Source organism: Cupriavidus necator N-1 (assembly GCF_000219215.1).
Lineage (GTDB): Bacteria > Pseudomonadota > Gammaproteobacteria > Burkholderiales > Burkholderiaceae > Cupriavidus > Cupriavidus necator.
This window is the reverse complement of sequence record NC_015727.1, coordinates 1,419,629-1,439,072: the sequence shown is the minus strand read 5'-3', so window position 1 is coordinate 1,439,072 and position 19,444 is coordinate 1,419,629. Positions and strand designations below refer to the sequence as shown.

Sequence of the window (19,444 nt, the reverse complement as noted above, 5' to 3'; positions counted from 1 at the left end):
CTTGTAGGTATGGGTTGCTGTCTTATATCCGACCTTGCTGCAGGAACGTGCCTGCGGGCCTTGATGGAATCAGCCGGGAACGTCCCCATCTCCCACGACGGGCTGTAAGCCGCTTGGACGTCATCGGGTTTGCGTTCCCGCGGTCCGACCTAGTTTGCCATCACACCTTATCTCCTTACCCTGTGCAACCCTGAAGGTATTCGTTTGTGCCCTGCTGTGGTCGTGCTTTCGCTACGCAGGCCGTGCGCTGATATAGCCGGGTTCATAGACGCGGCGATGGGCAAGCAATGCCCAGGCGGTGCGCGCCATCTTGTTGGCTAGCGCGACGATGGCAACATTGGTCGGGCGCCTGACCAGCAGGGCCTCAGCCCAGCACGGGCGCCGCTTCGAGCGGGTCAGCACGATGCGTGCGCCATGGATCAGCAGTTTGCGCAAATAGGGATCGCCACGTTTGCTGATATGGCCGAGGTGAACCTTGCCGCCGGTGCCACTCTGGGTTGGTACCAGGCCCAGGCTGGCCGCGAAGGCTCTGCCTGAGCGGTAAGCCTGGGGAGATCCCATGGTGGCAACCAGGGCCGTGGCGGTGATCGGGCCAATTCCCGGAATCGCATCCACACATTGGGCGGCAGGCTCGGTTTTTAGCCATGCAGCGATCTCTTGCTCGGCCGCGAGGATTTCAGCGTCCAACTGCCTGAGTCGCTGTAACTGGCGCGACAACAGTCGCCACAAGGGAGCCGGGATGGTTTGCTCGATCTCGCTCAGTCGGGTGACAAACTGCGCCATGGCAGCCTTGCGACCAAGCACGAAGTGCAGGCCGTATTCGCCCAGCAAGCCGCGAATCTGATTCACTTGCCGCGTGCGGCTGTCGACTAGTTCCGAGCGAATTCGGTGCAATCCAAGTAAGGCTTGCTGTGCCTCAGTCTTTACCGGTATCGGTCGCATCCCAGGTTGCTGCGCGGCTGTCCAGATCGCGCGCGCGTCGGCCGCATCGGTCTTGTTGGTCCGCACGAACGGTCGCACGTACTTTGGGTGGAGTAGGATGGCTTCATGGCCCAGGCTGATAATCTTTCTTGCCCACCAGTGCGCGCCGCCACACGCCTCCAGTACGAACTTGCCGGGGGTGCGATTGCTCAGAAAGGAAATCAGTTGGGTCTTGCTGAGGCGCCGGCTGTGCGTCTCGCCCGTCTCTGGGTCGACCCAGTAGAGCTGGAAGATCGACTTTGCAAGATCCAGCCCATATGTCGTAGCATTCATTTGGGCTCTCCTTACCTCAAGTGATGGTTCGGATCTTCACTTTGGCACATCGATGCCGTCGGTCAAGCGAGAGCCCCTCATCGTGGAACCCCCGCTAGCGTTACTGACGGGCGGTGTTCATTCCATCTCCCCTGCCTAAAGGCCTGAGCTTTACCCACATCCTATGGACCTGAACTGAAGATGCGGAACATTTCGGTAATCTCGTGGAGGACGAAGAAGCCTCGCCAGATAACCGTGGCGCCGGGCGGAGGATCACTGCGGCGATTCAGGTAGCCACCCAGCGTGGCGATCCACAGTACTGCCTGATTCAGCGATGGCGCTTTGTCCGGTGGCCGGGTGGTTCGGTGTACGCGGCAATACAGAGCCTGCCATTCGATGGGCTGAAGGACTACCTCGCAGGGCAACTCGCCATCAAGGCGAGCCAGTAGAGTCGTGTACAGAATGCGCCAGGCGATTACGGCAAACAGGGAGGTGGCCCGCACGAAGCGTTCCAGTGTACCGAATTGGCGGGCCTCGATACGGCAGCCACTCTTGAGCACACGGTGCCAGGTCTCGATGGTCCAGCGCCGCGCATACCACTGAAGCCGCTCAAGAGCCTGCTCAGGCGAGTGCGTGGGCACCGAACTGAGTAGCATCCATTCGAGCGGCTCGATACCGGCGGGCGGTTCGTCCTCGATGACATGCACAGCGAAGACATTCTGCTCGGGCAAGCCAGCCCGCGTCTGAGGTGGTTGCAGGCGAACGGGCGCGTATCGCAGCGTCAGGCGGGCCGTGCGTAGGGTGCGTGCACCTCTGGCCGGAATCAGCAACTCGGTGTAGCCTGCCGCAGGGGTGTCCAATACCGCTTGCCAGAGATAGCGCTGGGGATGGCGGGCACAGCGATTCCATGCTGCGCGCACCAGCCAGTCCACTCCGTCTGGTCGCTCGGCAGCAAACAGTTCATACACATCGCTTTCGCGATCTCCGATCCCTACCAGTTGGGTCTGTGCACAGCGCGACTTCAGCGCAGACAGATGGGCAAGACCCTCGATCCACTTAGCGCTTTCTTTCTCGTGGACGGGTCGGGACTTGCGCTGCGCAGCACTACCTTTGGTTGCTTCAGCGCGTGTCCACGTCTTCATGCCCAGCACCCCAAGCGGCAGCCCCTCTGGACTGACTGCCAGCAGGCTGTGCATCAGGAAACCACGCTCATTGCCACCGGTACAGCGACCTAAGCCCTCTGTGGCGTGCAGGTGCGTCAGATTGAATTCGGTCGTATCCTGTATTGCCAGCACCACTGGCAACTGTTCCATGCGGTGCAACGTCTGTGCAATATGCGGCGCCAGCACGCCGTTGGTATCGACCTGATCGTTATCGAAGAAGCGGTAGGCCGCCTTCAGTTCAGCTGGTGACAGGGCCTGGGGGAGCGAAGTGTGTGGACTGATGGCCAGCTGCCGGGCCAGCGCGACCAGTCGCTGCGACAGGCGAGCATCGCCGAGACTCGCCTCTGCGAATTCTTCGCTAGCCCAGTCTGCCGTGTCGTCTCTGATCGCCAATCCGCTGCAACAACATAAATAGGATGGGCGAAAGTTAACACCGCTCAATCCAGTTTACAACCGGATTTGTGGGTAATCCTCAGCCTTGAATGGCGAGGTTTCTCGGAGCAAATCTGATGAACGCGCAACCTTCGGCGGTCGCAGCTACGCCCCCGCCACCACTTGCGGTGCTCGCCGGCCTTGACGGCTCCGCGCCGGTGACCCGCGTCTCGCTCGCCTACATCGCGCAGCGCATCGACATCCACCTGCGTTTTGGTAACCAAGCGCACACCATCCGCCTCGACCGTTCGCGTCGTGTCGCGGTGTTTCTGCCGGGCGCGGTGTTCTGCCGTATCCTTTGGCAAGCCAACGATTACGGTACGGTGCGCTGGCAACTCATGGTGATGCAGACTTGCACGTCGTTGGACGCGGCGCAGCGCATCCCCGGCGTGTTGCCCGGGGCTCGTCTGCTGCTGGATGCCGAGGGCGAATCGGCCGTGCGCGCCGTGCTGGAACGGATCGACGCCATCGAGGCGCTGGGCATTGCCCCGGTCGCTGTGTCGCCCGCGTACTGGCGCACGCTGGGCAATCGGCTCAGCGCGTGCTTGCCGCTGCCGGCCTATACTGCCGAGCGGCATGCCGCCTGGCTGGCGGGGAGGTCGCTAGCATGACTGCCGGCACCGCGCGGCATCCGCGCTCGCGCCTACGCGCTCGCATCGTGGTCGCAGGCTTCTCTATTCTCGGTCTCGCTGCGTTGGCCTGGGCGTCTTTGGCGTCGCCGCTGCCTCGCCTGACCTATAACCCGTCCGCCAGCATGGCGGTTGGCTGGTATCGCATCGATCCGACCTTCAATCGGGGCGACTTGCAGCATGGAGCCGTGCGTGTGGGCCGCATCGTGCTGGTTCAGTTGCCGATCGAAGCGGCTGCACTGGCGGCGCAGCGTGGCTACCTGCCCGCGGACGTTCCCTTGCTCAAGCGCGTGGGTGCGGTGGCGCCACAGCACATTTGCATGGTCGGACGCAGCGTGCGCATCGACGACGTGCTGGTGGCCGCCGCGCTGTCTGCTGACCGCATGGGCCGGCCGCTGCCATCCTGGCAACAGTGCCGGCGCCTGGTTTCAGGCGAGGTGTTCCTGCTGAGCACGACCGATCCGGCGTCATTTGACAGCCGGTATTTCGGGCCGGTTGCCGCATCCGCCGTGATCGGCGTCGCGCATACGGTTTGGTCGGAGACGGGTCGATGATGGCCGCCGACTCACTGCGCTTCGTCGTGCCATCCGGGCCGTCGTTCGCCCGGGCGTCCCCGTGTCGTCGCACCTGCAGCGCGGATGCGCTCGCGCCGCACCTTGCGCCGCCTCCGGCGCGGCGTTCCCACGTGCACGTCTTGCCTTGAACGCGGCCGGCCTGTGGCCTTGGCAGCGCTCGCCAGCGAAGCCGCTGCGCGGAGTGCACCGCCGCGGGGCCGCCGGCGTCCACCGCGAGAGGGCAGGGCAAAGGTGGAAGGCAAGATATAAGGTCGCGGCACGCTGGCTCGCCAAGAGGCAGTCTGCACGTGGGGGTGACGCGGCACGCGCCAGGGGGTAGCAGTGTGTCGTGAAGCGCGCAATGCCGCAACGACATTGGCGAAGCGGCGTGCTTTACCCGCCCGGCTACGCTGGCTTTGGACGGAAGCGAAGCATGAGGAAACACGACTACGATCGTTTCCAGATACGGCCTGGCGCGCCAAAACGGCGCGGCGACGCCTTCGTCAACCAGGTGCTGCGCCAGACCAACAAGGCCGGCGCTAAACTCGGCAAGACCGTCGGCAAGGGCGGCCAACGGCCGGGCGCCCGGTTGGGACGCGGCCACGTCGCGGCGCGCTTCGCCGGTGGCTCGCTGACCCCCAATGCCCGGCGCGTGACGATCAAGACACGGCTGGTCAATCTGGCGAATGCTGGGCCACGTACGACCGCCGCGCATCTGCGCTACATCGAGCGTGAAGGCGTCGATCGCCACGGTGGCGCGGGACGAGCTATGGCCCGACAACCGATGCCGCGGACCTCGATGCATTCAAGGAGCGCAGCGAGGGCGACCGGCACCAATTCCGCCTCATCGTGTCGCCGGAGGACGCAGAACTGTTCGACGGCTTGCGGATCTATACCCGGCACCTGATGGGGCGCATGGAGGCCGACTTGGGTACCCGGCTCGAGTGGGTGGCCGTGGATCACTGGAACACCGACAAGCCGCATATGCATATCGTCCTACGCGGCAAGGACGACGTTGGGAAGGACCTGATCATCTCCCGGGCTTACCTCGCCGAGGGGATGCGCATGCGCGCATCGGAGCTGGCAACGGAATGGCTAGGACCGCGCACCGAACTGGAGATCCAGCGCGTCATGCTGCGGGAAGTCGACCAGGAGCGGTGGACAGGGCTGTACCGTAGTTTGCAGCGCGAGGCGGTGGACGGTCTGGTGCTGCCGGAGACGCTGGGCGCTCCCCGGCTGCAACGGCATCGGCCAATGCTGATTGGGCGTCTGCAGCGCTTGCAGCGCATGGGTCTTGCGACCGAGCAGCAGCCCGGTGTGTGGGCGATCCATGCCGAGGCCGAGCCAACCCTGCGGGCGATGGGCGAGCGAGGCGATATCATCCGCACCATGCAGCGCGCCATGAGCGGCAAGCCGCGTGAGCTGGCCGTGTTTCAGCCCGCCGAGGGTGGCCGCACCATCATCGGTCGGGTGGCCGACAAGGGGCTGGCCGATGAGCTGTACGACAAGGCCTACCTAATTGTCGACGGGATCGATGGCAAGGCGCACTACGTCGCATTGCCACCACGGTCAGAGCTGGAGTGCTACCCGGTCGGCGCCATCGCGGAAGTGAAAGGTTTGACCGAGGTGCGCGCGGCCGACCGGAACATCTCTGCACTCGCTGTTGAAGGGGTGTACCGCACTGACCATCACCTTGTCATCGCCCAGCGTCATGCTACCGCTGAGCGCGACCCGCACGAACTGGTTGCCGCACACGTGCGCCGGCTCGAAGTCTTGCGCCGTGCCGGCATCATGGAGCGCGTGGCAGAAGGCGTCAGGCACGTGCCCGGCGACCTGGTCGAGCGTGGCCGCCAGCACGACGCGGAGCGCCTGGGCGGCGGCGTGGTGGTGGAGCTGAGATCGCACCTGCCCATCGAGCGACAGGCCCGTGTGATCGGCGCCACATGGCTCGACCAGCAGTTGATCGGTGGCGGCGAGGTGCTGGGCGACGTAGGCTTCGGCGAGGAGGTCAAGGCCGCGCTGAGACAGCGTGCAGAGTTCTTGGTTGAGCAGCGGCTGGCCGAGCGGCGCGGGCAGCGGGTGATATTGGTGCGCAATCTCCTGGGGACGTTGCGTGGCAGGGAGTTGGCCACGGCCGCGCAGGACATCGCCGCTGAAACCGGTCTGGAGCATCGGCGGGTGCCCTACGGGCAGCGCATGGCGGGCATCTACCGACGCAGTGTGCAGCTCGCGAGCGGGCGCTACGCCATGCTCGATGACGGCAAAACGTTCAGCCTCTTGCCGTGGAAGCCGGTGATCGAACAGCGGCTGGGGCAGCATCTTTCAGTGACGATGCGCGGAGGTAGCGTGTCCTGGGAGCTAGCGAGGCAACGGGGGCCATCGATAGGTTAACAGGGCAGCCATGCGAATGGTGGGGGCGATCGCACTGCAGCGATCCCGCCCATAGTTCCGTCCAAGATTTCGCGGCCGTCTTACGTCAAGACCCCAAGGAACTGGAAGCTCCGCGCGTTGTCTAGCAAGACTCGCATACCCCGTCTTGTTCAGTCAGAGGGCCAGAACGAGCCAGGCCAGTGAGATATCAGCAGGCGGATCGAGAAGGGCCCGCGCCCAGCGTCTCGCGGGGACTGGATCTGAAAACGACCAGCACACTGCGGTGGCGCAAAATCTGCCTGTTCGTCGAGCTGTATGTCCGCGGAACTGACGATGAGTCCACGTCGCTCTTTGGTGTCGCTTTACCCCGACAAGGCTGCCGGTTAGTAATACGCCGACGGCAGCCTCACCATATTTGCAGATGCCGATCGCCTTGACGACATCCCGTATGTCGACTGTCTCAGTCATTTCTCGCTCCTTGACGCGGCCGACGCCCCCAGCGCGCTTCTTAGGAGCGATGGCTCTTCATCTCTAGCAGGGGCGGGATGATCGCGCGCAAGTTCCACGGAAGGCTCATTCCCATTGAGTCTGAATAACTCGGATTTCATTCTGAAATCCAATCGCCATATGCGCTGGTCCTGGTGTCAAAGAAATTCTCCTTTTTAAACCAGATTTTTCGAAAGCCGAGCAAATTTCTGTCAATTGCTCGTCTTCGCACTTCTTCTTGCTCTATTTCATCTTTCCTCGTCCCCCACGTGCGCTGGCAATGAGTGATGAGCGAAGCCAAAATTGTGCGCAGGGTTCTGCTTACGGATGCGAAGAAAGCAGCAACCCAACGATAGGCCAGCGGCATTGGTCGTCCGGGGTAGCGCGCTGAAGCTCAGTGAGCGTTCCTGGGCAAGGTCGCTCCATCGATTTGTGCAATAGCAACCGAAGTGAGGTAAGCATGGCGATACTTGAAACGACGCAGGCGACGTTCCATCAGGACGTTGAGGGTGATACCCCCGTTCTGGTGGACTTCTGGGCACCGTGGTGCGCGCCGTGTCTAGCACTAGCGCCCCATCTGGAGACGCTCGCGGCCAATCATGCGGGACGATTGAAAGTGCTCAAGCTGAATGTCGATGAGGCGCCCGGAGGGTGGCAGCACTTTGGCGTGCGTGCGATCCCGACGCTGGCGTTTTACTCTGCGGGCAAGGAATACGGCCGCCTCGTCGGTCCGTCGACAATGCGGCTGCAGCTCATGGTGGAGAAATGGTTGGGGGAGCTTGGACTGGTGTTACCTGCGCTACAGCGTGCATCTCTCGAAACACGGAATGCGCCGCTTTCGGCCGATGCCCTAGAAGAGAAATGGAATAGCTTCGGCGGTGACGTCGCTGTCAAGAAAGCTGGCATTGCCCGCCTGAGGGATTGTTCTCAAGAGGAGGCATACCAACCATCGAGACAACTGGCAGGCGATGAGGCGCAGTTCGAAGCGATTGTAGGGGTGCCGATGGCGTTGGGAGACCTACTTGGCATGCTGTACTGGCTCCAATCCCAGAACGATGAGAAGACGGCGCGCGCGCAGACACTTGAGATCGTCGATGCCATGCCAGTTGGGGCGAACCTCGGTGCAGTGACAGCCAAGGTGCTGTACGACCTGCTATACCTTTCCCCATGGGCTATATCGCAATACCGCCAAAACGATATTGCGCGCACTCTCAACAGGAAAATCGAGATGCTGCATCAACGCCAGCACGCTGGCGCGAGCGTGATGGAGTCGGACTGGGAAGCCCTGCAACGTGAGGCCGTACTGGCGACTGGGTCTGGCCTGGGTTCCAGTGAGAGCGAAGAATTGGAGCACTTGGCGGTCCCGCTACTCGATGCTGACATGGTGAGACACGTGTTGCCGTTAGTGACCGAGTATGCGGTCCACGACTATCGGCAATATCCGGATTGGAGCGAGTCGGAAGCAGCGCAAGTGGCAGCCATGAGCGATGAAGACTACGAACAAACGCGAGAAGCACTGGGCGGCCCGCCGAAGAACGGCGAGGCGGCTAGAGATGAGTGGATATCGCAGCTGTCCGAAGGCCTTCATGCACGCGAAGTAGAACGCCGCAAGGCACACCCAGTCCTGTGGGAGCGCTATGACGCCTGGTGCATCTTTAAGCAGGAAACTATGGCATCGATTGGCGCGCGTACTGGAGCTGTTTTGCTATCGCTCCTGCGCACGGCCGGGAAGTAGCCGGCGCATTGCCAGGAGGGGGGGTGACATGAAGCAGAACTGTGCGTTTCCAGCGGTGGTGAACGTCAGCGTCGACTCGCTGCGATCACGCTAGGCAGGGCACGAACGGCACACGCATGCGCATGACGGCAACGTACTTTGCCCCCGCAGTCTCTACACGAGGAGCCCCATAGGAATCGGCGTAAGCCACGCCATTGTGATAGTCATTAGGAGAAGATGAGCGCGAAGCGCAGGCCACCTTATGAAGGTGGCCTCTATCGGACGCCGGTTCCGTTCTCTGTTTCAGGACGTTCCGGGCCGAGACAGCGCGGCATGCCGCGCTTCATGCGCGAAGCCTATGGGGATCACGTCTACTAGCGCATCCATGAGGGCGCTAAGAAAAATGGCTTTCGAGCCTGTCAGATTTCTTGTGTGTTGAGGTCATGAGACGATATCGAAAGAAACGCCCTTATGACCGAAACAAAAAGCATGACCAAGAAGAGCAAGAAATCGAGCGCGCCGAAGCTGTTTCCGGATGAGTTGATCGATCAACTACTGGCTCAGGTACAGAACAAGGACGCCGAGTCGATTCTCGGTGAATCAGGCTTGGCCGGCCTGCTCAAGAAGCAGTTGGCCGAGCGTATGCTTGCCGCCGAACTGACGCACCATCTGGCCAGCGAGGCCAAGCAAGGCAAGAGCGGCAATCACCGCAACGGCAGCAGTGCAAAGACCGTCATCACGCCCAACGGCGAGCTGGAACTGGACATTCCGCGCGACCGGCAAGCCACCTTCGAGCCGCAACTGGTCGCCAAGTACCAACGCCGGCTGTCCGGCTTCGACGACCACGTAATCAGCATGTATGCACGCGGGATGAGCGTGCGTGAGATTCAGGGCCATTTGCAGGAACTGTATGGCCTGCAGGTCTCGCCCGACCTGATCTCCACCATCACCGACGAGGTACTGGCGGAGGTCGAGCAATGGCAGCAGCGCCCGCTGGAGGCGATGTACCCCATTGTCTACTTCGACGCGCTGCGCCTGAAGATCCGCGACGAAGGCACCGTCAGGAACAAGGCGGTGTACCTCGCGCTGGGCATCCGCGCCGATGGGCGCAAGGAAGTCCTCGGCCTGTGGATCGAGCAGACCGAAGGCGCCAAGTTCTGGCTCAAGGTCTTCAACGAACTGAAGAACCGCGGCCTGGAGGACATCCTGATCGCCGTGGTCGATGGCCTGCGCGGCTTCCCCCAGGCCATCGAGGCCGTCTACCCGGCCGCGCAAATCCAGACCTGCATCGTCCACCTGCTCCGCAACTCGCTCAACCTGGCGAGCTGGAAGGATCGCAAGGGCCTGGCGACCGCGCTCAAGCCGATTTACCAGGCTGCCACGGCCGATGCCGCTGCCACTGCGCTGGATGCCTTTGCCGGCAGCGACTGGGGCCGCAAATTCCCGACGGTGGCCGACATGTGGCGGCGGCAATGGGAGCAGGTCATCCCGTTCTTCGCCTATCCGCCGGAAGTGCGCAGAATCATCTACACCACTAATGCCATCGAGAGCATGCACATGCAGTTGCGCAAGATCGTCAAGAACCGGGGCCACTTCCCCAGCGACGAAGCCGCCAGCAAGCTGCTGTACCTGGCCTTGCGCAACATCGAGAAAGATTGGAAGATGCCGCCCATCACCTGGAAACAAGCGGCCAACCAGTTCGCCATTCTCTTCGGTGACCGCTTCACCAACGCCCTACGCTGAGATTTATTTAACCGACCTCAGCACACAGAATTCCTGACACCTCCTGGCTTTCACGTCCTTATGCGCGTCGCCGCGATGTAAAGCTTGGCCGCCAGTGAGGCAAAATCAAAGTCCCCGCATTGAGAAGAGTGCAAGCGCCAAATAAGAACCGAGAGGCATGGCACGACGGTGCTACGGAAGAAAAATGTGAATTCCGCTAGCATCATCCCGTCTCTTGAGCTCAGCGCCGCCGGTGAGGCTCGATGCCTCGAAATTCCTGAGCGCATGCAAGAGCGAAGATAGCCCATGTTGTGCGACCAGATGCATGGCCTGCTCCCTGGTCATCAATTGGTAGGTATCCCAAACGCGAGATAAGCCGTCGCTGCCCAGAACGATATGAGCTGGTGTCGTGATCTTTCGTTCCTCCACCACGGCGTTCATCGCACTGGCCGGGTTCAGGGTAAGCGCGGTACTGCACTCGCCCTTCTGCTGTTGGAGCCGACGTTGCCATAGATTCAACAGCTTGTGACCCCGGAATCCAGAGTACGGCTTCCAGCGATCATAGCTTGGTGGCGATTGAGGCGGCCGAGGCGATTGGTCCGCGCTAGGAACGGGAACTTGCAAGACTTCCACGAAGCAATCCGCATAGCGAAAGACGGACATACTTACAGATTCTTTCGTTCGGTCAATCTCCACGAACGTGGCGGCGGCAACAGGCCAGCCCCAAATCGGCTGGGCATCGCCTCCGTCGCGGCGGTATTCGTCCTGGAGGACCTGCAGACTGTTGCACAGCTGCGCCTTGCTGAAGGGAATGTCTTGAAATTGCTTTTCCAGCAACTGGCTGAGCCGTCGCGCGAACCATCCGGCGTCAGTGACGTCTTCGTAAGTCTTGAATGGCGCGGCGGTGACAGGGGAGGCGCCATCAATCGCCCAAGCTAGCATTGAGCGCTCGCGCAGGAGATAGCCCACTACGTCCTCCGTCGGAATGTGCTCATAGATGCCTTGTGATACTTGAGAGACCGTCACCTGCATCATCAGATTTGCTCCGAGAAACCTCGCCATTCAAGGCGGGGAGTGAAAGGAGCGCCGCCGAAAGGCGGCATTCCCACGTTAGAATGAGCGGCATGATTCGTGTCTACCGCTACCGGGTGAAGTCGCTCAACGGCCTGCTCAACAAGCAGAGCCGCGCGGTGAACTACGTCTGGAACTTCTGCAATGACACGCAGAAGCACGCGCTCAAATGGGGGAAGACGTGGCCGAGCGGGTTCGATCTGAACGTGCTGACCACGGGCAGCAGCAAGGAACTCGGCATCCATTCCGGTACGGTCAACGCGACATGCGAGCAGTACGCGAAATCGCGCAGCCAGCATCGCCGTCCTTACTTGCGATACCGCGGCAGGAAGAGCCTTGGATGGGTGCCCATGAAGGGCCGCGATTTGAAACGAGAGGGCGAGGCGTTTCGCTTTGCCGGGCATACCTTCCGCGTTTTCAATAGTCGCCTGTTGCCCGAAGGCAAGGTCAGGGACGGCAGCAACTTTGCGCAGGATTCGCGCGGGAACTGGTTTCTCAACATCGTGATAGAAGTTGCTGATATGCCGGCACGCCCGATTCAAACTGGCGTCGGCATCGATCTTGGTTTGAAGGACTTCGCGACGCTTTCGACCGGCGAGAAGCTCCCCAATGACCGGTTTGGCCGGCATGCCGCCGAACGACTGGCGAAGGCGCAGCGTGCGCGAAAGCACAAGCGGCATATTGCCAAGCTGCATGCCAAGGTGGCGAATGCCCGCGCCGACTTCCAGCACAAGCTTGCGCTCGAGCTCGTCCGGCGCTTCGATTACATCGCGGTCGGCAACGTGTCGGCTTTGAAACTCGCCAAAACCAAGATGGCGAAGAGCGTCTACGACGCATCCTGGTCGTCCTTCCGGGACAAGCTCCGCTACAAAGCGATTGCGCACGGAGCCACGTTTGAGGAAGTGAACGAAAGCGGTTCTACCCAGTCCTGTTCGGCGTGCGGTTCGAAGGACAGCACGACGCGGCCGAAAGGTATCGCAGGACTGCGAATAAGAGAGTGGACCTGCAGTAGATGTGGTGTCGTGCATGACCGTGATACCAATGCTGCGTTAAACATTCTCCGATGCGGACGTGCATCGCCAGGTGTGGGAATCCCTTGCCTTTAGGCAGGGGAGGACGTCAAGGTTCTTGTCCTCGTATGGAAATGGCTAGTTGCAGCGTGCGTAGCCCGCCGGATATCACGGTGTCATCCATAAATTCCTGGGTGAGCGCTTGAGCAACAGCCTCCGCGCGTTTCTCTGCAATGAGTCCTTGCTCGACGAGCTGAGGCCGGCACTGTTGGAAGGATAAGTAGACGACTTCCTTGTGTTCCTTCTTCCAGACCGTAGGCTGGCTGAATCTGGCTTCCATGATATTGACATCCAGATTGGTGACGATTGCCCAAATGTCCTCGATGCAGTCATAGGGGACACCATTTCTCCAGCCGTAGGCCATCATGACGGCATTCGCCTCCGCGAATGCCGATACCGCCGGCACTGAGAACAGACTTGCCAGCGATGGCTCCTCGATGACCATGGTTCCCCCTGGGGCGAGCTGTTTAAGGAGCGTCCGGATGACATTCGCACGTTTTTGGATATGCAGCAGCGTGAATCGGCAGGTGATGAGGTCAAACGCCCCTTCCGGCTGAACGACGTTGGTGAGTTGGGTGACATCCCCGAGGCGAAATGCGACATTGGTCAACGCCAGCCGCCGAGCGGTAGACCTCGCCATGTCGATTTGATTCGGATTGTTATCGATACCCAACACCGTAGACTGCGGTCTACTACTGGCCATCCAGCATGCAATCTGTCCGTGACCAGAGCCGACATCCAAGGCGCGTCCCTGATCTGGGAGATACCGACTCAAGAAATCCCTCGTGGCTGGGTCGTAGATCGATGACATGATTTGAAGGCGCTGTCGATCTGACTCACCAGTATGAAGCGGGCACGTCGGTACTGCCTCCTGCGACAGACCTCCGACATACGAATGTTCCTTGCGAGACAAGGCAAAATCTCGGCAGAAATCCCAGTAGTAAGACGGTAGAATCGCCGGCTTTTCAGCCGCGATGTCTATCCATTCATAGGCCGTATGTTCTTCGCTCAACGTCAGGACTTGCCCGGCGAACTCGCATAGAAAGAACACAAGCAACACACGTCTGTCCGGAATGATCTCGCAGGATCTGCTGCCGAGATAGACCGTCGAGGTGACATCCAGGCCGCACTCTTCCCTTACCTCGCGTACCAGTGCACGCTCGAGCCCTTCTCCCGCCTCGGGTCGTCCCCCCGGTAACTCCAATTCGTTGCGTGGATTCTTGACGAACAGAACCCCTCTCGGTCCAAACATAATCGCTTTTGCGCTCACGGGTTCCATTCGTGCTAGCTCCGTATGGCCGGGTGGCTCCTTGCGTAGGCGGGCGCAGCAACCAGTTGCCGCTGCCGCGGTGTAAGGCGATCCGGGGAAAATAGCTGTGTGCCAGCGACCGAATGGTTGGGCGTGGCCGGCAACGCCGTAATCTCCTGATGCGCGGGAGGCCTTCTGAAATAGGAATGACTGTTCATATAGCGCGCAAACACCGAGCGTCGTCGCCCGGAGTCGGCCACCTTGCAGGTTCCGTGGACAAGCGCTTCGGAGAAAATCACGGCGTCCCCGGCTCGCAGGAAGACGTGCCGCAACAGCGGGTTGTTTGCGAGGCTCCGGTAGCGGTCTGGAACCGGGAAGTTTGCACGATGCGAGCCCGGGATGCAGCAGAAGTGATTCTCGGTCGCGCTGATATCCGAAACGGCATATTGGACTGCGACAAGCCCGCTGTGGATACGGTGATTCCGTACCCAGTAATATATGCCATCATCGAACATATCAGCCTCATGGTGCAGATTGCCACCACTACTGATAAACCGCTCGTCGACGCAGAACATATGGTCGAGGCGGAATCTTGACCGGTAAATGATATCGAGGAAGCGATAGACCGCTTCGAGATCAATCAGTGCGCGCCATTCCTCGCCCCAGTCGAAGTTAACATCATGCAGAAAATGCGTGATGAGATGCCTTGACCAGTACTCCTGCAGGCGCAGAAGATGGGGCTGCGTGATGGCCGCAGGAATGATGACATATCCGTTGAGATCAAATTCGTAAATGTGTTCCGGGTTCATGCTTGTCATCCTACTAACCGTGGGAATCATTCGTTTCGTCGAGCCTTCATTAGTTCTGCTCAGTGGGCGAAGTCTGAAATGCGGCCTTCCGCGGAAGGCTCGCAGCCTCGGTCAATGCGCGTCTATTTTTGACAAATATTCCCTCTGAGGCCCGATTCAATCTCTCCTAAGCAATGGACTGACCGGTTGATGATCGAGTTCGAGAGATATTCATTCCTGTTCCGTCTGAATGTCTTGAGGATTGGTCTGGATCGCCTATGGGATGAGAGCGATCCGGCGGGAGAGTAGTCACCACGTGTGGGCAATTCCGTCCCCTCTGAAGGCGCTATGGATAGGGGAACACGCAGCGCTTTCCAGTGGGACGTCCGAATACGTAAACCAGTCGCAATTGGTCGTCAATCACGGCTTGGGCCTGGTATACGGAAGGCGGGATGCAATACTCGTTGCGTCGTCCATATACCTCGCCGCTGACCAGTGCCTGGACCGCAATATGGAAGTCCTCGTGCACGTAGCATTGGGGCGCAGAGAAATCCACCACACCCCCATTCGTTCGTGGCTCCCAGATGACACCGTAATTCATGTCTGCCGCCCAATGTTTGACTGCATTGAACGTCGAGCGACCGTGTGCCCCGGTGACGCTGAATGCAAAGACTGTGGCAGGCACCACAAGAATTGCGGCCAGGAAAGCGGCAACTGAGGACGTGTGGCGTGGGCGGGCGAGTATCGTCATGTCGGAATTCGTGTACTGCCCAGTTCTCGCGGCGGATCTTGGGCCTCGCTGCCTAGCAGCGATTTATGGATGCGTCATCGCGATACCGATCGGCTCCGCGCGGCCTTTTTGTGGCGGCGCTCCGCGCATCGCCCACCAGCTATCGCACATGTGGGGGTCCATTGACCGCCGGCTCTAAATCGGCGGAATGATTGAATGATCTCGCAATGGGTCGCGAGGTTTATTTCCGATTCGATCTAAATCATGTCGATTCTTGACTTGTTCCACCCGGGATAAGCATTTTTAATGCCTCATCTTGAGGCCATCTCATGTGGGGATGAGCGGTTTCTCTATCGGTTGGGTTGATGCTATCGGCATGAAAACGTCGATAAGGTCTGCCATCGACATCGTTTGTTGGCTTACGTCATCTAACGTGGATTTGGAGCGCCTTCGCAATGCATGCTCGGCGAAGACAGAATCAGCAGCTGCGTCGCTGGATTCAGGACGCAGATCTGGCAGCGGTTTTCGCTCATTCGCTAGGAGTGTCTCGTGCAGAAGAATCGGTACTATCGGCAACTGGTGAACCGCTTTCATCCGGGCGTCTTGCTTGGGAGTGCGCATGTCTAGCAAGTCACTCAGGACGGAGTTGCGCCATCTGCGCTGCTTTCTGGCCGTTGCCGAAGAACTCCATTTCACGAGAGCGGCAGAACGATTGCACATGGAGCAGTCGCCGCTATCTCGTGCTATCAGAGAGCTGGAAGAAGACCTGGGGGTGCTGCTTTTCGCGAGGACCACCCGTAGTACGCGCCTGACTCGCGCTGGTGAGGTGCTCTTGGAGAACCTACCAGCCATCTTCGCTGCGGTGGGGCGTGCGCGCGACTGTGTCCAAGCAGTCGCAAACGGTTTTCACGATCAATTGCGCATCGTCCTGTCAGACTGTAGTGCCCGATCGCGTCTGCCGGCGTTGCTTGCGTTGTGGCGGGAGGATGAGCCGGCGGTCGAGGTCCGACTATTCGAGGTGCCGTTGTCAAAGCAGATTGAGGGTCTGAACGATGGTCTATACGATGTCGGATTCTCCCTAACCAACGACGTAGGCGACGGCATCATCGCGCATCCACTTTGGCGCGAGCCGCTGGTGGTAGCGTTGCCCCTACGGCATCCGCTGCTTGCCTATCCACAGATTCCGCTTGAAGAACTGCTGCGCTATCCCTTGGTGCTTTGCGACCCGCAAGCATGCGAGGGCCATGCCCGGCTGGTTGACCGCTTGTTGCGCTGCGTGGATCAGGAGCCGCTGGTCGTGGATCGTGTGTCCTCATTTGAGCTAATGATGACGTTGGTGTCGGCAGGCCTTGCTTTAGGGCTTACGGGTGCATCGCATGCGCTCGCCAGCAGGGGAGCGGGTGTGGTAGCGCGCCCGCTGGCAGGGCAAGTTCCCCTAGTCACCACCTATCTCCTGCGCCGCGATACGGAACCGTCAGTGACCTTAACCCGCTTCATCGAGCGGGCAAGCGCTGTCGAGTCGCGCGCCTGTAGCGAAACCTGTCACGATTCTCAACATAACGTCGAGGAGGACGTTGCACCTTGACGTCCTCCCCTGCCTAAAGGCCTGAGCTTTACCCACATCCTATGGACCTGAACTGAAGATGCGGAACATTTCGGTAATCTCGTGGAGGACGAAGAAGCCTCGCCAGATAACCGTGGCGCCGGGCGGAGGATCACTGCGGCGATTCAGGTAGCCACCCAGCGTGGCGATCCACAGTACTGCCTGATTCAGCGATGGCACTTTGTCCGGTGGCCGGGTGGTTCGGTGTACGCGGCAATACAGAGCCTGCCATTCGATGGGCTGAAGGACTACCTCGCAGGGCAACTCGCCATCAAGGCGAGCCAGTAGAGTCGTGTACAGAATGCGCCAGGCGATTACGGCAAACAGGGAGGTGGCCCGCACGAAGCGTTCCAGTGTACCGAATTGGCGGGCCTCGATACGGCAGCCACTCTTGAGCACACGGTGCCAGGTCTCGATGGTCCAGCGCCGCGCATACCACTGAAGCCGCTCAAGAGCCTGCTCAGGCGAGTGCGTGGGCACCGAACTGAGTAGCATCCATTCGAGCGGCTCGATACCGGCGGGCGGTTCGTCCTCGATGACATGCACAGCGAAGACATTCTGCTCGGGCAAGCCAGCCCGCGTCTGAGGTGGTTGCAGGCGAACGGGCGCGTATCGCAGCGTCAGGCGGGCCGTGCGTAGGGTGCGTGCACCTCTGGCCGGAATCAGCAACTCGGTGTAGCCTGTCGCAGGGGTGTCCAATACCGCTTGCCAGAGATAGCGCTGGGGATGGCGGGCACAGCGATTCCATGCTGCGCGCACCAGCCAGTCCACTCCGTCTGGTCGCTCGGCAGCAAACAGTTCATACACATCGCTTTCGCGATCTCCGATCCCTACCAGTTGGGTCTGTGCACAGCGCGACTTCAGCGCAGACAGATGGGCAAGACCCTCGATCCACTTAGCGCTTTCTTTCTCGTGGACGGGTCGGGACTTGCGCTGCGCAGCACTACCTTTGGTTGCTTCAGCGCGTGTCCACGTCTTCATGCCCAGCACCTCAAGCGGCAGCCCCTCTGGACTGACTGCCAGCAGGCTGTGCATCAGGAAACCACGCTCATTGCCACCGGTACAGCGACCTAAGCCCTCTGTGGCGTGCAGGTGCGTCAGATTGAATTCGGTCGTATCCTGTATTGCCAGCACCACTGGCAACTGTTCCATGCGGTGCAACGTCTGTGCAATATGCGGCGCCAGCACGCCGTTGGTATCGACCTGATCGTTATCGAAGAAGCGGTAGGCCGCCTTCAGTTCAGCTGGTGACAGGGCCTGGGGGAGCGAAGTGTGTGGACTGATGGCCAGCTGCCGGGCCAGCGCGACCAGTCGCTGCGACAGGCGAGCATCGCCGAGACTCGCCTCTGCGAATTCTTCGCTAGCCCAGTCTGCCGTGTCGTCTCTGATCGCCAATCCGCTGCAACAACATAAATAGGATGGGCGAAAGTTAACACCGCTCAATCCAGTTTACAACCGGATTTGTGGGTAATCCTCAGGCCTAAAGGCCGAGGCTTGCCGCGCACCTGGTCAAACAACACCCAGAACCGCGGTTAGCGCTACGGCCACCAGCCTCCGGGCGCCGAAGGACGAAACATATTTTTAAGACGCATCGAGATATTCCGTTCCGAGCGATTGGCCTTTCCGATTGATCGCAGCAGGGCTGGCAGAGGACCGCTAAAGTCTATTTGGCGCGTAATTGTTGTCGCCGGACACATCCACCATGACTGGCATTCCCATCTTGCTGGTCGCCGTCTCTGGGCGTCGATGTTGAAGCCGACCCATCACCCAGCTCCCTAGGTCGTGTCAAGCGTCGGCGTGGCGCGCACACTTTGAGGCACAATCTAAACGCCAGGCAGAAGCCGCCTTTTATCTAGTTTGTCGCGATGTTCGTTAGACGGAGGAGGCCTGGCCAGCGTGCACCGGCCGATCTGCGACAATGACCGACTCCAACGAATCCGCGGGAAGGCATGCCGGCACAACACGCACCACGGCACACATTGACCCTGCGCGAACAGGCAGTTCTCCGCATGATCGCCGCCGGCAAGAATAGCCGTTCGATTGCCATCGAATTGGGGATCAGCGTGCTGACCGTGCGCAAGCACCGGAGCAATCTGCTAGCCAAGACCGGCACGCGCAATGCCGCGCAACTGGCCTCATATGCCGTCGAGCATGGATTTCGTCGTGCTCGCTCCCTCGTCCGACTCGCGCCTGCAACCTGACACTGCACAAGTAGGCAGCGCGCAAGCGGAAAGTGCGCCCGCGGACGGGGTACAAGCCGCGCCGGCGCCCGCAGCCTATGCTGACCCGCGAGAGGGCAGCGCCCGCGACGCGGCGCAAAGCTTGTCCGTGCTCGATGACAAGCCTTCTCACCGTCTAGCGCCGCCGCCTTCGCTGACACCGCGCGAGCGCGATATCGCGCTGCGGATTGCCAGTGGACAGACCAGCAAGCAGATCGCGCGGGAATTCGGTCTGAGTGATCTGACGATACGCAAGCACCGTGAAAACCTGTATCGGAAGCTGGGCATCGGCAATGCCGCGGGGGTGGCAATCCATTGCCTGCGTCATGGCCTGCTAGACCCGCCGGACACCTCCTGACTACGGCATTGGCAGTATTGCGGAGCTCGCGCAGGCCACCTGATGATGGCACG

16 protein-coding genes and 1 pseudogene are annotated in these 19,444 nt (G+C 60.4%); 9 read left to right on the top strand and 8 right to left on the bottom strand.

Features of this window, described 5'->3' with window-relative positions; all coding sequences use genetic code 11:
• Window positions 1-231: 231 nt before the first annotated feature.
• Together CNE_RS36460 and CNE_RS36455 are read right to left on the bottom strand one after the other, a co-directional pair.
• Entirely contained in the window at window positions 232-1,254 is a 1,023-nt protein-coding gene (locus tag CNE_RS36460) for an IS110 family RNA-guided transposase (RefSeq protein ID WP_013953603.1), read from the bottom strand.
• 161 nt (window positions 1,255-1,415) lie between these two features.
• Window positions 1,416-2,789 carry an IS4 family transposase gene (locus CNE_RS36455; protein ID WP_041229122.1) on the bottom strand — a complete coding sequence of 458 codons (1,374 nt, stop codon included), beginning with the start codon at window positions 2,787-2,789 and terminating at the stop codon, window positions 1,416-1,418.
• Between the two features lie 116 nt (window positions 2,790-2,905).
• Here CNE_RS36455 and CNE_RS36450 point away from each other — a divergent pair, with 116 nt between their 5' ends.
• The 3 genes and pseudogenes from CNE_RS36450 (at window position 2,906) to CNE_RS36440 (ending at window position 6,402) form a co-directional block, all read left to right on the top strand.
• Window positions 2,906-3,439 (top strand): DUF2840 domain-containing protein, encoded by a 534-nt coding sequence (locus tag CNE_RS36450; RefSeq protein WP_013959789.1) that lies wholly within the window; start codon window positions 2,906-2,908, stop codon window positions 3,437-3,439.
• Window positions 3,436-4,011 (top strand): S26 family signal peptidase, encoded by a 576-nt coding sequence (locus CNE_RS36445; protein WP_013959788.1) that lies wholly within the window; start codon window positions 3,436-3,438, stop codon window positions 4,009-4,011. Before CNE_RS36450 ends, CNE_RS36445 begins: the two co-directional genes overlap by 4 nt.
• A gap of 433 nt (window positions 4,012-4,444) precedes the next feature.
• Window positions 4,445-6,402, top strand: a pseudogene (locus CNE_RS36440) (relaxase/mobilization nuclease domain-containing protein).
• Between the two features lie 583 nt (window positions 6,403-6,985).
• On the opposite strand, the gene CNE_RS41420 reads toward CNE_RS36440, so the two are convergent.
• Window positions 6,986-7,234, bottom strand: a complete 249-nt coding sequence (locus tag CNE_RS41420; RefSeq protein ID WP_148271792.1) for a hypothetical protein — start codon at window positions 7,232-7,234, stop codon at window positions 6,986-6,988.
• Between the two features lie 93 nt (window positions 7,235-7,327).
• Between CNE_RS41420 and CNE_RS38845 the strand changes: the two genes are divergently transcribed.
• Both CNE_RS38845 and CNE_RS36430 read left to right on the top strand, forming a co-directional pair.
• A complete protein-coding gene (locus CNE_RS38845; RefSeq protein ID WP_013959787.1) occupies window positions 7,328-8,602 on the top strand; it encodes a thioredoxin family protein in 1,275 nt (424 codons plus the stop codon).
• Between the two features lie 468 nt (window positions 8,603-9,070).
• The gene (locus CNE_RS36430) at window positions 9,071-10,324 is read left to right on the top strand and encodes an IS256 family transposase (protein ID WP_148271791.1); all 1,254 of its coding nucleotides are present in this window, start codon (window positions 9,071-9,073) and stop codon (window positions 10,322-10,324) included.
• A 171-nt stretch (window positions 10,325-10,495) separates the two neighbouring features.
• Here CNE_RS36430 and CNE_RS36425 read toward each other — a convergent pair whose 3' ends face one another.
• On the bottom strand, window positions 10,496-11,338 hold the full coding sequence (locus tag CNE_RS36425; protein ID WP_013959785.1) for a hypothetical protein: 843 nt from the start codon (window positions 11,336-11,338) through the stop codon (window positions 10,496-10,498).
• A gap of 89 nt (window positions 11,339-11,427) precedes the next feature.
• Between CNE_RS36425 and CNE_RS36420 the strand changes: the two genes are divergently transcribed.
• Complete coding sequence (locus CNE_RS36420; RefSeq protein ID WP_041228685.1) at window positions 11,428-12,480, top strand: RNA-guided endonuclease InsQ/TnpB family protein; 1,053 nt, start codon at window positions 11,428-11,430, stop codon at window positions 12,478-12,480.
• Between the two features lie 13 nt (window positions 12,481-12,493).
• Here CNE_RS36420 and CNE_RS40400 read toward each other — a convergent pair whose 3' ends face one another.
• The 3 genes from CNE_RS40400 to CNE_RS42605 form a co-directional block, all read right to left on the bottom strand.
• The gene (locus tag CNE_RS40400; RefSeq protein WP_013959784.1) at window positions 12,494-13,723 is read right to left on the bottom strand and encodes a methyltransferase domain-containing protein; all 1,230 of its coding nucleotides are present in this window, start codon (window positions 13,721-13,723) and stop codon (window positions 12,494-12,496) included.
• 5 nt (window positions 13,724-13,728) lie between these two features.
• Window positions 13,729-14,502, bottom strand: a complete 774-nt coding sequence (locus CNE_RS36410) for a phytanoyl-CoA dioxygenase family protein (protein ID WP_013959783.1) — start codon at window positions 14,500-14,502, stop codon at window positions 13,729-13,731.
• Between the two features lie 325 nt (window positions 14,503-14,827).
• Window positions 14,828-15,232 carry a hypothetical protein gene (locus CNE_RS42605; RefSeq protein WP_238553177.1) on the bottom strand — a complete coding sequence of 135 codons (405 nt, stop codon included), beginning with the start codon at window positions 15,230-15,232 and terminating at the stop codon, window positions 14,828-14,830.
• 598 nt (window positions 15,233-15,830) lie between these two features.
• On the opposite strand from CNE_RS42605, the gene CNE_RS36405 reads away from it, so the two are divergent.
• Window positions 15,831-16,796 carry a LysR family transcriptional regulator gene (locus CNE_RS36405; RefSeq protein WP_013959782.1) on the top strand — a complete coding sequence of 322 codons (966 nt, stop codon included), beginning with the start codon at window positions 15,831-15,833 and terminating at the stop codon, window positions 16,794-16,796.
• A gap of 39 nt (window positions 16,797-16,835) precedes the next feature.
• Here the strand turns inward: CNE_RS36405 and CNE_RS36400 are convergent, their stop codons facing one another.
• Window positions 16,836-18,209: an IS4 family transposase gene (locus CNE_RS36400; RefSeq protein WP_041229121.1), complete on the bottom strand. Its 1,374-nt coding sequence runs from the start codon at window positions 18,207-18,209 to the stop codon at window positions 16,836-16,838.
• A gap of 614 nt (window positions 18,210-18,823) precedes the next feature.
• On the opposite strand from CNE_RS36400, the gene CNE_RS36395 reads away from it, so the two are divergent.
• Together CNE_RS36395 and CNE_RS40390 are read left to right on the top strand one after the other, a co-directional pair.
• Window positions 18,824-19,015, top strand: coding sequence for a response regulator transcription factor (locus tag CNE_RS36395; protein WP_013959780.1), 192 nt, complete (start codon window positions 18,824-18,826; stop codon window positions 19,013-19,015).
• Entirely contained in the window at window positions 18,966-19,391 is a 426-nt protein-coding gene (locus tag CNE_RS40390; protein ID WP_200872623.1) for a helix-turn-helix domain-containing protein, read from the top strand. The genes CNE_RS36395 and CNE_RS40390 overlap by 50 nt, the downstream gene beginning before the upstream one ends.
• Window positions 19,392-19,444 lie beyond the last annotated feature (53 nt).